This window comes from Fodinicola acaciae, assembly GCF_010993745.1.
GTDB classification, from domain to species: Bacteria; Actinomycetota; Actinomycetes; order Mycobacteriales; family HKI-0501; genus Fodinicola; species Fodinicola acaciae.
The window spans coordinates 530,662-544,401 of sequence record NZ_WOTN01000004.1 but is presented as its reverse complement, the minus strand read 5'-3'; the positions used below and the strand labels follow the sequence as shown (position 1 = coordinate 544,401).

At 68.3% G+C, this 13,740-nt stretch carries 11 protein-coding genes; 8 read left to right on the top strand and 3 right to left on the bottom strand.

All coding sequences use genetic code 11. The annotated features are described in order from the left end of the window. The first annotated feature begins 5 nt into the window (after positions 1–5). The 3 genes from GNX95_RS38010 (at position 6) to GNX95_RS38000 (ending at position 3,827) form a co-directional block, all read left to right on the top strand. Entirely contained in the window at positions 6–869 is an 864-nt protein-coding gene (locus GNX95_RS38010) for a hypothetical protein (protein ID WP_163512627.1), read from the top strand. Between the two features lies 1 nt (position 870). Continuing rightward, positions 871–1,320 carry a hypothetical protein gene (locus tag GNX95_RS38005; protein WP_163512626.1) on the top strand — a complete coding sequence of 150 codons (450 nt, stop codon included), beginning with the start codon at positions 871–873 and terminating at the stop codon, positions 1,318–1,320. Between the two features lie 89 nt (positions 1,321–1,409). After that, the gene (locus GNX95_RS38000) at positions 1,410–3,827 is read left to right on the top strand and encodes a PrsW family glutamic-type intramembrane protease (protein WP_163512625.1); all 2,418 of its coding nucleotides are present in this window, start codon (positions 1,410–1,412) and stop codon (positions 3,825–3,827) included. Here the strand turns inward: GNX95_RS38000 and GNX95_RS37995 are convergent. Continuing rightward, positions 3,824–4,903 (bottom strand): inositol-3-phosphate synthase, encoded by a 1,080-nt coding sequence (locus GNX95_RS37995; RefSeq protein ID WP_163512624.1) that lies wholly within the window; start codon positions 4,901–4,903, stop codon positions 3,824–3,826. The two genes, GNX95_RS38000 and GNX95_RS37995, sit on opposite strands and share 4 nt — an antisense overlap. Before the next feature lie 195 nt (positions 4,904–5,098). Here GNX95_RS37995 and GNX95_RS37990 point away from each other — a divergent pair, with 195 nt between their 5' ends. The 3 genes from GNX95_RS37990 (at position 5,099) to GNX95_RS37980 (ending at position 9,731) form a co-directional block, all read left to right on the top strand. Beyond that, on the top strand, positions 5,099–5,524 hold the full coding sequence (locus tag GNX95_RS37990) for a DUF5318 family protein (protein WP_163512623.1): 426 nt from the start codon (positions 5,099–5,101) through the stop codon (positions 5,522–5,524). Between the two features lie 85 nt (positions 5,525–5,609). Beyond that, the gene (locus GNX95_RS37985) at positions 5,610–8,171 is read left to right on the top strand and encodes a transglycosylase domain-containing protein (RefSeq protein ID WP_163512622.1); all 2,562 of its coding nucleotides are present in this window, start codon (positions 5,610–5,612) and stop codon (positions 8,169–8,171) included. Between the two features lie 72 nt (positions 8,172–8,243). Further along, positions 8,244–9,731 carry a glycosyltransferase family 87 protein gene (locus GNX95_RS37980; protein ID WP_222854250.1) on the top strand — a complete coding sequence of 496 codons (1,488 nt, stop codon included), beginning with the start codon at positions 8,244–8,246 and terminating at the stop codon, positions 9,729–9,731. Here GNX95_RS37980 and GNX95_RS37975 read toward each other — a convergent pair. Next, positions 9,713–11,398 (bottom strand): hypothetical protein, encoded by a 1,686-nt coding sequence (locus tag GNX95_RS37975; protein ID WP_163512621.1) that lies wholly within the window; start codon positions 11,396–11,398, stop codon positions 9,713–9,715. The two genes, GNX95_RS37980 and GNX95_RS37975, sit on opposite strands and share 19 nt — an antisense overlap. Then, positions 11,395–12,183: a deoxyribonuclease IV gene (locus GNX95_RS37970; protein ID WP_163512620.1), complete on the bottom strand. Its 789-nt coding sequence runs from the start codon at positions 12,181–12,183 to the stop codon at positions 11,395–11,397. The genes GNX95_RS37975 and GNX95_RS37970 overlap by 4 nt, the downstream gene beginning before the upstream one ends. A 236-nt stretch (positions 12,184–12,419) precedes the next feature. On the opposite strand from GNX95_RS37970, the gene GNX95_RS37965 reads away from it, so the two are divergent. Both GNX95_RS37965 and rpsF read left to right on the top strand, forming a co-directional pair. Next, positions 12,420–13,292, top strand: coding sequence for a hypothetical protein (locus GNX95_RS37965; RefSeq protein WP_163512619.1), 873 nt, complete (start codon positions 12,420–12,422; stop codon positions 13,290–13,292). A gap of 137 nt (positions 13,293–13,429) precedes the next feature. Continuing rightward, a complete protein-coding gene (gene rpsF, locus GNX95_RS37960; RefSeq protein ID WP_281357018.1) occupies positions 13,430–13,723 on the top strand; it encodes a 30S ribosomal protein S6 in 294 nt (97 codons plus the stop codon). The last annotated feature ends 17 nt before the right edge of the window (positions 13,724–13,740 follow it).

The following is a 13,740-nucleotide window of genomic DNA, read 5'->3' as shown; positions in this document are numbered from 1 at the left end:
GTTTCGTGTCGGCGACTTTCCTTGCCGGGTTGTCGGACGACTGCGGCGGCGTCGCCGACCACGTCACCACCTGCTACGGCGCACTGCCTGCCGTCGGCATCGCGGCGGTGGCCGTCATCGCCGGCGGTGGCGCGCTGGCAGTCGCCGTCGCGATACCACTCATTCGCGCGCTGAGCGGGCTTCAGCTGCCGAACTTCGACCCGCCGCAGCACGGAGCTTTCGCGCCGGCCGGCGCCAACGTCGTCGTACAACAGCTCGGTGCCGACGCCGCGAATGCGCTGCTCGACCACATGAGCGGCGCCGAGGTCACGAACCTCCTGCGACAACTTGGCGCGGACAGACTGAGATCGTTGGCGGCGAAGTTCGGCGGGGACGTGCTGAAGCACTACGGGCCCGAATTCTTCACCAGGTACGAAGGCGTCACGGCTGACACCATGAGTCATCTGTTGACCAACGACGGAATTCAGAAAGGCAAGATCAAAGGGTGCCATGACATGGCGACGTTCCAGGCCGTGCTCAACGGACGAGGGCAGATCGTGAACACCGTGGCACATCCGTCCGTGCCCGGTGTGGTGCGGTACGAATACAAACTGTTCAAGAGGAACAGCGACGGATCATTCGTCGTGGACGCGAGCGGACAACCCCAACTGAAAGACGGCCTGGCAAGCCAGAAGACGGTCATCGATGGGTTGGCTGCCGACACCGATGCCTGGCAGGACAGGTTCAACCACATCGCCGACGAGTCCATCAGAAGCAAGAACATGCCGAAAGAGGCCGCCGGCGGTCCCTTCACCGGCGCCGCCGGTGGACTCGACGGCAGTGGCTACATCAGGGAGTTTCTGATCAAGACGATCTTCGTGGACTTCTGACATGACGACCTCCCTTCCGGACAGCGTCCTCGACGCGATCGCCTGCGAGCCGGTCCGTACGCGGCCGGCACGCCTTTTCTGCGCGGTGACCGGGCCGCCGGCGGCCACCGTCGTGACAGATTTCCTTTCCCTTCAGCACTGGTCGAAGTTGCGCTATTTCCTCGAGGGCGTACGCCGACAGGCCGGCGCTGACTTCGATGACGCGGGGTTCGCGTACGACACCGACGAGCGCGACCCCGATGAGGTGCCGTTCACCGGCGTCGAGTTGTACATGCCGTGGGATGGTGTCCTGGTGAGCCGGTCCGCGTTCGACCGGTTGATGGCACGTTTCTTCGCCGCCGTGACGCGGGGGGCGATCGCGCAGGACGACGCGGCGACACGCGAGCCGTGGTGGCCGGATTTCGTTGCCGCGGTTGACGACATCCAGCGGCGCTGTGACAACCAGAAATGACCACCAGACCTGAGCCGGTGGCCGTGAGTGGTTCGGTCGCCTACTCCCGACGAGGGTTGGCCGCAGCGGTCGCCGGTGTTGCTTTCCTGATGGCGACCTCGTTGGTGGTGGCCGGCGTCGGTGTCCTGGCCGGCGGCAAAGGCGGTGGCATCGCGCGGGTCTTCGTGGCGATCCTGTTCCTTGTCGGGCTCGTGACGATCGGCGTCCTGGCCACGGCCGGGATCTCGCAGTTCGTCGTCAAAGACGCGCGTACGCGTTATCGCAGCCTCGCCATCGCGGCCGCGGTCGGTGGCGGGATCACCGTGCTGTTGCTGGGAGTCGTGTGGCTGTTGGACGTGGCCGGATCGCCGGCGGGCTATGCGCTGTCACTGCCGACCGTCGCCGCCGGGCTATGGGCCTGCCGCCGGATCCGCACCAACCGGCCTCCGGCCTGGTGGCTGGTGTTGTTGGCGTTGGTGTGGGGCGCCGTTGTCGCCACCAGCATCGCGCTCTTGGTCGAGACCGTTTTCGCGGACGTTCTCGACGTCGTGGACCTTCCCGCGATCATCGGCCGAACCCTCAGCCCCGCGATCGTGGAGGAATTCTGCAAGGGCTGCGGTGTCCTGATCCTCATGACCGTGTTTCCGCGACGGCTGCACGGCATGGTCGCCGGGTTGGTCATCGGCACGGTCGTCGGCCTGGGATTTCAGTCCGCCGAGGCGCTCGGATACATGCACGGTGGCCTGGACACGATGCTCTACCAGTACTGGTACCGGCTCAGCGCCGGGTTGGCCCTCGGTCACGCCAGCTACACCGCCCTGACCGGTGCCGGCATCGGACTGGCGAGCCAGCAGCGAAGTGTGTCGGCCAGGATCTGCTGCACGCTGGGTGGCCTGGTCGCGGCGGTCACGGCTCACCTGATCTGGAACACCGCCGTCGCCTTCGACCTGCTGTGGACGCCGGACATTCCGGCTCTGTACCTGTTCGTCGCCATTCCGCTGACACTGCTGGTCTTCAAGGGCCCGGCACTGGTGTTGGTGGCGACGCTGGCGATCGTCGGCAACCGCCGCGAGACGCGTACGGTGGCCGCTGAGCTGGCTGCCGAAGCGGCGGCCGAGGACGAGGACCGTGCGGTTTTCCCGGACGAGCTGGCCAGCCTCGGCAGTCCGTCCAGGCGCAAGCAGATCCGGCTCCGCACGCTCATCCGCGCCGGCTGGGACGCCTACCGGAGGTTGGCCCGGCTGCACCGGCTGCAGATCGACCTCGCGCTGACCCGTTGGTATCGCAGAGAAGGCGCAGTCGCGCTGCCGGCGGACGCGGAAACCCGCCTTCGACGGGCCGCGTACGCGATCCGGCACGGCAAGCCGGCACCGCCGCCCGTGTTTCCGCCAGTGCCACAGCCGCAACCCGATGCCGACCCGCCGGGACCGTCGCTCGCCAGGGTGATCGCGACCGAGGGTCCGCGGCCGGCCGCGGTCGTACGCGCCTGGGCCGTGCCACTGGCCGGCGCGTTGGCGGACCTGCATCGGACTGGTGTTGTCCACGGAGGACTGACGCCGTCGACCGTACGCGTCGCCGCCGGCGGGCCGGTGCTGGCCGACGCGGCTGTCCAGAAGGCATCGAGCCCGGCGTCGCTCAGGTATGCGGCGGCCATCACCGGCCACACGAGCTTCCTGAGTCCGCAGCTCCGCAAAGGGCAGAGCGCGACCGCTGCCGACGACATGTACGCGCTGGGTGCGGTGCTCTTCTTCGCCGTGACCGGCCGGGGTCCCGGAGCCGGCCTGGACGGGGTCACCGACCCGGCGCTGCGGCAGCTGATCTCCGACTGTCTCGACGAGGATCCGGCCCGGCGTCCGGCCGCTGCCGCCGTGGCCGACCGGCTGGCGGTGACACCGAGCGCGACACCCGTGTCGACGCTCCCGAGCTCCGGCGCGCCGGTCAGGGCCGCCACCTGGTGGGCCGTCGGCATTGGCGCCGTGGCCGTCCTGGCCGTACTCGCCGTCGTCCTGGTGGTCGGCACCGCGGCGGTGACCTACCGATACGCGTCCGCTGGATCGTCTCGCACGACCGGAGAGCCAACGTCGACCCCGACCACCGACGAACCGGAGCCAACCGACAGTCCGTCGACGTCGCTGGCCGACCTGAAGTCACCGTGCGACGTGCCCGACACCTCCACGGTGGACGATTTCGACATGACATACCTGAAATCCGACAGCGGGTCCGGCTGGCGGCTGTGCGGTTGGACCGCCTATCCGGACGGGGAGTCCGAGGACAAGGCCGGTCTGGCGGTGGAATATCAGGACCACGCGCCGGCGACGGACGGTTTCACCAGCGTATCCGTCGCCGGCGTGTCCGACGCGACCGAACGGCGGGGGTTGGACGGCTATGACAACGGCTGCCAGGTCCAGTGGCCGACCTCGTACGGCACCGCGGTGGTGACCGCGATTTTCCCGGAGTCGTCGGAAAAGGACTCCTGCGCACTGGCCGAGCGTTTCGCCGGTGCGGTCAGCACCGGCATGCCCGGCTAGCGGTCGATCTCGCCGCGGATGAACTTCTCCACCGCGTCACGTGCTTCGGAGTCGGAATACTGCTCCGGTGGCGATTTCATGAAATAGCTCGAGGCCGACAGGATCGGCCCGCCGATGCCGCGGTCCTTGGCGATTTTCGCGGCCCGGATGGCGTCGATGATGATGCCGGCCGAGTTCGGCGAGTCCCACACCTCGAGCTTGTATTCCAGATTCAGTGGCACGTCACCGAAAGCGCGGCCCTCCAGCCGCACGTAGGCCCATTTCCGGTCGTCCAGCCACTGCACGTAGTCCGACGGTCCAATGTGGACGTTGCCGGCGCCGAGGTCGTGCGACAGCTGCGAGGTGACCGACTGGGTCTTGGAGATTTTCTTGGACTCCAGCCGTTCCCGCTCCAACATGTTCAGGAAGTCCATGTTGCCGCCGACGTTGAGCTGCATCGTACGGTCCAGGATCACGCCGCGGTCCTCGAAAAGCTTGGCCAGCACGCGATGGGTGATGGTCGCGCCGACCTGTGACTTGATGTCGTCGCCGACGATCGGCACACCGGCCGCGGTGAACCTGGCCGCCCATTCCGGGTCGGAGGCGATGAAAACCGGCAGCGCGTTGACAAACGCGACACCGGCGTCCAGTGCGCATTGTGCGTAGAACCGGTCGGCCTGCTCCGATCCGACCGGCAGATACGAAACCAGCACGTCCGCGCCGCTTTTGCGCAATGCGGCGACAATGTCCACCGGTTCGTCGTCGGACTCGGTAATGGTTTGTTGGTAGTACTTTCCCAGTCCGTCGAAGGTGTGTCCGCGCTGTACGGTCACACCGGTCGGCGGCACGTCGGCGATCGTGATCGTGTTGTTCTCGCTGGAGACGATCGCATCGGCCAGGTCGTGGCCGACCTTCTTGGCGTCCACGTCGAAAGCGGCGACGAACTCCACGTCCCGCACGTGATAGTCGCCGAAGACGACGTGCATGAGTCCCGGCACCCGGGTGTCCGGCCGCGCCTCGCGATAGAAACGCACCCCCTGCACCAGCGACGAGGCACAGTTGCCGACACCGACAATCGCCACGCGTACGGATCCCATCTGCGTCCCTCTCCGAGGCCGGTCGTGGTGGTGCGGGGATCTTTCGATGTGCCGAAACGATACATCGGTCATCTTCGCACCGTCAGCACCCAGTTCTGCCTGCCGGAACGCCGCCACACCGGCCGTACGACCGTTACCGGCACTGAGAATTTGATCACCGGACGAAGCCGGCATCCGCGGCGTAGTCTCGCTCGCGTGAGGACTCGGCGACTGGTTGTCGACTACGCGCTGCAGCGGCGTGCCCTGCTGCGCGAGGTCTACTCCGGCCGTGTCGGCACCAGCGAGGTCTGTGACGCTTCGCCGTATTTGGTGCGCGCCGCGAAATATCACGGCGAAATGACCGAGACGCACTGTCCGGTCTGCCGGCGCGAGAACCTCTGGCACGTCAACTACATCTACGGCGACGAGCTGCGCACTTCCGCAGGTCAGGCACGTCCCTCCGCGGAGTTGGCGACACTGGCGACGACCTATGATTGCTTCGATGTGTACGTTGTAGAGGTCTGCCGCGGCTGTTTCTGGAATCATCTCGTGGTGAAGTTCACCCTCGGCCGGGATGGCCTCGGGCAGTCGGACGAGAAGTCCACCCGCGCAAAGGTGCGCCGCGCAGGGAGAGACGGCTAGCTCCCCCGGCCATCAGCGGGCCGGATCCGACCGGTGACGAGCCGGCGGTTTGGAGATTGGAGCCCTCCTGTCGCATCGTGGGGCAATGGACTCCCCGAAGCCCAGCCGCGGATCCGCCAGCGTCGGCGGCCCGTACGGGTCCTCACCCGACCCGACCCGGAGCCGTCGGTCCTCGACCTACGGCGGATCTGCCAGCGTCCCGCCGCCACCGGCCGACCGGCCGGTCCGCGGCAGCAGCAGCCGGAGCGGCAACCTCGGCACCTCCGGCGGCACGCCGACCCGTGGTTCGGCCCGCCCGGTGAGCGGTTCGGCCCGACCCGTGAGCGGCTCGGCCAGCGTCGGTTCGGCCAGCGGTTCGGCGCGGCCGGTGAGCGGCTCGGCCAGAGTCGGCTCGGCCCGGCCGGTCAGCGGCGACTCCACCGGCCTGCAGGGCCGTGCGACGCCGCCGGGTCGCGGTGACCGCGCTCGGCATGGCAGCCCGGGTGGCCCCGCTGGCCCCGGTGCCCCGAACGGGCCGGGCCGTCCCGGCGGCAACGGCCGTGGCGGCAGTGGTGCCGGTGGCAAGAAAAAGGGGAAGAAAGGCCGAAAGCGCAAGATCGCGCTGATTTCCGGCTTTGTCGTCCTTCTGCTGCTGTTCGGTGGCGTCGGCGCCGGATACGCGGCCGTCCAGGTGCCGCTGCCGGCGGACGTGCCCCGCGCGCAGATCTCGACCATCTACTACGACGACGGCAAGACCGTCCTCGCGCGCATCGGCAGCGAAAACCGTACGGACGTGCCGATCACCAAGATCTCCAAGCAGATGCAGTTCGCCATGGTGTCGGCCGAGGACCACAGCTTCTACGAGAACAGCGGCATCTCGCCGACCGGCATCCTGCGCGCGGTCTGGTCGACGATCACCGGCGGCGACGTGCAGGGTGGCTCGACCATCACGCAGCAGTACGTCAAGAACGCGTATCTGAGCAGCGAGCAGACGGTCACCCGCAAGCTCAAGGAAATCGTGCTGGCCACCAAGGCCGACCAGAAATACTCCAAAGACCAGATCATGGAGTTCTACCTGAACACGATTGCCTTCGGCCGGGGGTCGTACGGCATCGAGGCGGCCGCGCAGTCGTTCTTCGGCGTGCACGCCAGCCAGTTGACCTACGCACAGGGTGCGGTGCTGGCCGGCCTGGTGAAGTCACCGAACGGCGCGTACGACCCCGGCCTGCATCCGCAGGCGGCGAAGAAGCGCTGGGACTACGTCATGAACGGTCTCGTCGACCTGGGCAAGATCACCAAGGCCGAGCGCGACGCCACGCAATATCCGAAGACGCTGCCGCGCAAGGAGTCCTACGGCGCTTCGACCGGCCTGAGCGGCTGGTCCGGCATCATCGTCAAGCGTGTCGAGGCGGAGCTCCAGACACACGGCATCAGCAACGAGCAGCTGGAGACCGGCGGCTACCAGATCGTCACGACCATCAACAAGAAGGCGCAGGACGCGGCGGTCCGTGCGCAGCGGGACGTGCTGTCCGACCAACCGAAGGAGCTGGCCACCGCGCTGGCCTCGGTGGAGCCCGGCACCGGAAAGATCAAGGCCTACTACGGCGGCGAAGGTGGCCGGACCGGCTTCGACCTGGCCGCGGCCGAACACCCACCCGGCTCGTCGTTCAAGGCGTACGCGCTGGCCGAGGCGATCAGCCAGGGGATCAGCATCAAGTCGGTGTGGAACGGCTCGGACAACCAGATGTTCCCCAACGAGACCAAGCCGGTGAAGAACTCCGACGGCGAGTCGTGCGGCAACTGCACGCTGATCAAGGCGACCACGCTGTCGTTGAACACCACCTTCTACGCGCTGGTCGCGAAGGTCGGAGCGAAGAAGGTCATCGAGCGCGCCGGCCAGTCCGGCATCCGCCAGATCCAGCGCTACACCCCGATCGACCAGTTCAACCAGCCCAACATCCGGTCCACGGCGCTGGGTCAGTACAGCATCTCGGTGCTCGACCAGGCCGACGGCTTCGCGACCTTCGCGGCCAACGGCACCCACGCCGAGCCGTACTTCGTGCAGAACGTGAAGCGGCCGGACGGCGGCGCGGTCTACCAGGCCTCGCCGAAGACCAACCTGGCGTTCAGCCCGGACGTGGCGGCGGATGCCACGTACGCGATGCAGACGGTCGTCGACACCGCGCGCCACGGTGGTCTGGACGACCGTAAGGCGGCTGGTAAGACCGGAACCGCGCAATACCAGAACACCGACCAGAACGCGCACGCGTGGATGTGTGGCTACACGCCGCAGCTGGCCACCGCGGTGTGGATCGGCCACAGCAAGAACGATGGCCCGATCAAGAACTCCAGCGGCTCGATCATCTATGGTTCCGGCCTGCCGTACCTGATCTGGCAGGCCACGATGAACGGCGCACTCAAGGGTGACGAGTCCAAGTCGTTCCCCGACCCGAAGTTCCTCGGTGACGACACCGCCGGCAACGGCCACCTGGCGCCGAGTCCCAACCCGAGCGGCAGCGTGTCGCCATCGCCATCCGGCGGGGTCGACGGTGGTGTGGACGGCAACGTGGACGGCGGCACCGGCGGCACCACCGGAGGGACCGGCGGCAATCCGCATCCCACCCCGACAAGAGGCGGGGGCATCTTCACGGGTGGCCCTGGGCAATGAGAAAGGCCCCTCTCGCGACTGGCGAGAGGGGCCGTTTCATGTCCGTGGCACCAGCTGTGGGAGAACTAAGACGTGAGTGACGACACGCAGACCGTGCCCGCCGACGAGCTCGAGCCGGAGCCGGCGACGGACGCTCCGTCGCGTACGGACGGCTTCGTCAGAGGGTTGTCGCAGCTGATCGGCGGGCCGCTCGGCCGGCACGCCGGATCCTCGGCCGGCAACCCGGCACGCTTCTGGACGCCGATGCGCGTCGTACTCGCCATCACCCTCGGCGTGCTCGCGCTGTCGTGGCTGCAGAAGGAGCCGTGCGCCGACGGCCGCTGGGTCAACAACAACCAGTACACGCGGGCCTGCTACACCGACGTGCTCGCCTTGTACGGCGCCGAAGGCCTGGACAAGCGCCGCATCCCGTACGTCGAGAAGCGCACCGACGACCCGTCCGACCCGCTGCAGTATGTCGAATATCCGGTGCTCACCGGCGCGATGATGCTGATCGCCGCGCTGCCGGTCTGGCTGGTTGCCGCGCTGGTCCCCGGCGTGCCGGAGTTTTCGCTCTTCTACCAGGTCAACGTGCTGCTGCTGACGGTGCTCGCGGTGCTCGCGGTGTGGGCCGTCGTACGGATGCGGCAGCACCGGCCGTTCGACGCGGCGATGCTGGCGGCCGCACCGGCCATGGTGTTCACCGCCTTCGTCAACTGGGACATGCTGGCGATCGCGCTGTGCACGCTGGCGCTCTATGCCTGGGCGAAACGACATCCGGCCTGGGCCGGTGTGCTGCTCGGACTGGCCGCGGCGGCCAAGTTCTATCCGCTGTTCATCCTCGGGCCGCTGTTCCTGCTCTGCCTCAGACGCCGGCAGATCATGCCGTTCCTGAGCACGGCCGGAGCCGCGGTGACGGCCTGGGTCGTGGTCAACCTGCCGGTCGTGGTGCTCGCCGGCGTGCCGGCGTGGAGCCAGTTCTATCGGTTCTCCTCGCAGCGCGCGGTCGACTGGGGCACCTTCTGGTATGTCGGGGCCAACCTGACCGGGCCGGGCAGCGGGCCGCTGAGCGGGCTCGCCAACGACGTGAGCACGCTCAACCTGGTCACCGGTGCGCTCTTCGCGCTCTGGTGCATCGGCGTCGCCGCACTGATATTCACCGCCCCGGTGCCGCCGCGGCTCACCCAGCTGGCGTTTCTGGTGGTGGCCGGCTTCCTGCTGACCGGCAAGGTCTGGTCGCAGCAGTACGTGCTGTGGCTGATCCCGCTGCTGGTGCTGGCCCGGCCCAAGTGGGGTGCGTTCCTGATCTGGCAGCTCAGTGAGTTCGGCTATTTCCTGGCCTTCTACCAGACGCTGATCCGCGCCTCGAACGGCAAGACGGCCATGCCGGAGTCGCTGTTCGTCCTGGCTTCGGTGGCGCGCTGGGCCAGTGTGCTGTTGCTGTGTGGCCTGGTGGTGTTGGAGATCTACGAGCCGTGGCGGGATGCCGTACGCACATCACGACATCCCGACCCGGACGGCGGCGTCCTCAACGACGACCCGGACGCCTACGACGAGAGCCTTCAGCCGCGACCGATCTGATAGATGACCGCCCGGCCGTCGACCTCGCGGGTGACGCCGAGGCCGTTCACGGGTTTCTCGGCGGCGTGTTCCCACGGCGTGCCGTAGGTGCTGTCGGGCATCAGGATCACCGTACGGATGCCGGCCTGGCGCAGGTGGGCGACGCTGGCCCTGTCCGGGAAGCTCTGCGCCACCTTCCGGATCGCGTCGGTCGAGGGCGGCGTGAAGCCGGACGAGCCGTTGGCCACCTGGGGGAATCCGTTGGTGGTCCACCACATCGTGCGGCTGTCCCACCAGGAGTCGCTCGGCAGCACCAGCACCGGACTGGCCGCGTTGGCCAGGGCGGCCGGGGGCGGCTCCGGCGACGGGTGAGCCAGCGTGTTGGCGCCTTCGCCGAGCACCAGCAGCGCCGGCAACAGCAGAGCCAGCGCACGCCAGCTCAGGTCGGAGCCGGGCCGTGGCGCGCGCGCCTCCAACCGGTCCTGCACGTGCGTGAGGAAGCCGGCCGCCAGCAGGCCGAGCAGCAGGGTCGTCCACAGGATCAGCCGGCCGGGCGTACGCAGGCCGTCCCAACCCGGCAGCGCCAGCAACGGCAGATAGGTGAACCGGCCGCCGAAGACCGTCGTCCCCATGCACAGCACCACGCTGACCAGGACGCCAACCCCGAGCCACGCGCGTTGGCGGCCCGACCAGACGCTGTAGCCGGCGCCGAGCAACGCCAGGACGATCAACACGAGGCCGGGAAACAGAGCCATCTCCGCCGGCGCGGTCAGCGTGCTGCCGAGTGACTTGGTGGCCGGACCCCAGAACGTCGAGGTCTCGGGCGCGGTGACGAAACCCCACGGCGGTGGCGAGAACAGCTGAAGGTCGGCGACCGACCGCTTGGCCTGCGGATACTGCGTGGCGACCTGCAGATAGGGCCGCGCCATCATGGCGCCGACGGCGGCGAAGACCAAGCCGCCACCGAGGGTGCAGAAGATCAACGACTTCGGCAGCGGCGGCCGCTTGACCAGCCACCACACGACCGCGACCAGGCAGGCGACCAGCAGCACGTACGCGAACGGCAGGCCGATGCTGAAACCGAGCATCACCTGCCAGGCGGCGACCAGCCAGCCGGCCACGATCCAGCCGGGCCTGACCCGGTCCGGCTGGTAGCCGCCGCGGAGCGTGTAGCCGTAGCCCCGCGCCAGCATCGCCAGCGCGAGCGGGATGCCGCCGCTGGACAGCACGTGCAGGTGGCCGGCCTGGCCGAGCTTCCACGGCGCGTACGCGAAGGCGAGGCCGGCGACCAGCGCGCCGGGCACCCGCGAGCCGAGTTGGCGGGCCAGCGCGTATGCGCCGACCGAGCCAAGCGCGAAGGTCAGCCAGAACAGGATGTTGTAGTGCACCAGCGTGGCCGCCGCGCCGCTGCCGAGCAGTCCGACCGGCGTGTAGCCGACCAACGCGTCCGAATAGGCCAGGGTCAACCGCTCCGGATAGAACGTGTTGGAGTCCCAGAAGTGCAGTGGATCGGTGAGCAGCGCGTGCGCGTCCCACGACACCTGCCAGCTCTGCAGCAGTGGGTCACCGAGGTCGGCAGGGATGGTGTGCGCGGGGTCGGCGAGCGCCGGCCAGTTCATCAGCCCGGAGACGACCAGCGCGCCGAGGCTGACCAGCAGCAACTCCTGGCCCAGCCGGCCGAGCCTCATCCGGAGATCAGGTGGTCGCGCAGGTAGGCGATGTCGGCTGCCTGACCCTCCACCCCACCAGGGGTCTCGCAGATCACCGGCGCGCCGGCGGCGCGTACGACCGCGGCGATCGCCTGCGCCTCGATCGTCCCGGCGGCGAAGTTCTCGTGCCGGTCACGGCCGGAGTCGAACGGGTCCTTCGAGCCGTTGGCGTGCACCAGGTCGATCCGGCCGGTGATCGCCTTCACCCGGTCGACCACGCCGTCCAGGTCCTCACCGCCGGCGAACGCGTGGCAGGTGTCCAGGCAGAAACCCGGCTCGTACTCGCCGATGGCGTCCCACAGCATCGCCAGCCGGTCGAACCGGCGGGCCATCGCGTTGTCGCCGCCGGCGGTGTTCTCGATCAGGATCGGCAGCGGATAGCCGCCCTGCTCGGCGGCCTTCTCGAAGGCCTTCTTCCAGTTCTGCACGCCGACCGCCGGGTCGTCCTTCTTGGTGACGTGGCCGCCGTGCACGATCAGGCCGGCGGCGCCGATCTCGGCGGCCGCCTTCGCGTGGTCGGCGACCAGGCTCCTGGACGGGATCCGCAGCCGGTTGTTGGTGCTGGCCAGATTGATCATGTATGGCGCGTGGATGAAGACCTTCAGGTCCGTGCCGCGCAGCGCGTCGAAGTCCGCGCGCGGTTCGGGCTTTTTCCAGCCCTGCGGATCGGACAGGAAGAACTGGACCGCGTCGGCCTTCCGGGCCGCCGCTTCGCCGAGCGGGTCCTCCGGGCCGACGTGCGCGCCGATAGGCGGAAGTTCCATGCCGGCAGCCTAGAGGCTCGGTCCGACACTCGGCCGCTGGCCGCCTCCGGCCGGCCGACGGCGTACCATGTCCGAAAGGACGCGATTGGCCGCCGGTGATGAACCGTACAAGTCGGGAAAACTCCGAAAAATCTCCTGCCCGGCAAGCATTTTTGCCGGTGCGCGGTGCATGATCGGTTTCCCGGACCCGTTACCATCCGGTACGTTCAGTCGTTGGTTTTCGCAGGTCTGTCGGAATGGGAGAGAACAGCGTGTCGATGACGAAGAAGTCGTCCAAGCTGTCCCGGTTCGTGACGCGGCGCGCCGTCGCAACGGCGACCGCCGGTTTGCTCGGTGCCGGCGCTCTGCTGCTCGGCGCCGCACCCGCGCAGGCGGCCGATGCCGACGCCACGGTCAACGGCAGCTGCCTGATCGTGGTGGCCTGCGACCTGTCGTTCAGCCAGCCGACGTTCACCGTCCCGTCCGGCGGCGACCTGACCGTCAAGAACAACGCCGGCGGCCTGCTCAATGGCCCGGTCACGGTGAGCATCGGCGATCAGAAGAAGACGATCTCGCCGGGCAAGACCGTAACCTTCAGCTTCGGCCAGTCGTCCGAGCAGCAGTCGTACACGATGAACGCGGCCAGCGGCTTGGTCAACGTCACCACCAAGTCCACGGTGACGGTCACGCCGAAGGCCAAGCCGAGCGACAGCCCCACGCCGGAGCCGAGCAAGCCGGGTGGCGGCAGCAGCACGCCAGGCGGCGGATCCTCCTCCGGCGGCGGCGTACAGGCGCCAAGCCTGCCCAACGGCGCCGTCCCCAACCACGGCCAGCCACCGGCGCTGCTGCCTCCGGGCCTGACCAACACGCCCAACAGCCAGCACAACCAGAACGCCGACCCGGGCCTGCCGGCCGGCGTCAACGACGGCACCGGCACGCCGTCGCAGGCCGGCACGGCTCCTGGCAACACGCAGTCCGACCCGACCGCGGTCGGCCGGCCGAACAGCGACGCGCCGGGTCCGCTGACCCTGCTGGTGCTGGTCGCCTCCGTGGTGATCGCCGGCGTCGGTTCGGCCGCCGTGCGGACCGTGCTGCGCGGCCGCAAGCTCGCGCGCGTCGCCACTCACTGACCGGCCAGGCCGGCTGACCTGCCGGCGGACCCGCCTGTTAACCTCTGTTGGTTGCTCACCTGTGTGGTGAGGATCGACGCACATACCCTCCTGCCACGGAGAGACCGTGGCCGCCGAGACCATAGGAGGTGGGTACGCTGGCGCGTCATTACGAAGTCATGGTCATCCTCGATCCCGAGTTGGACGAGCGCACCGTGGCCCCGTCCCTCGACCAGTTCCTGTCCGTCGTGCGCAACGCCGGCGGCACGGTGGAGAAGGTCGACGTGTGGGGCCGCCGTCGGCTCGCGTACGAGATCAACAAGAAGGCCGAGGGCATCTACGCGGTCATCGACGTGCAGTCCGACCCGGACGCGGTGGCCGAGCTCGACCGGCAGCTCAACCTGACCGAGTCCGTGCTGCGCACCAAGGTGCTCCGGCCGGAGCTCCGCTAGCCGCTCGCGCGCATCCG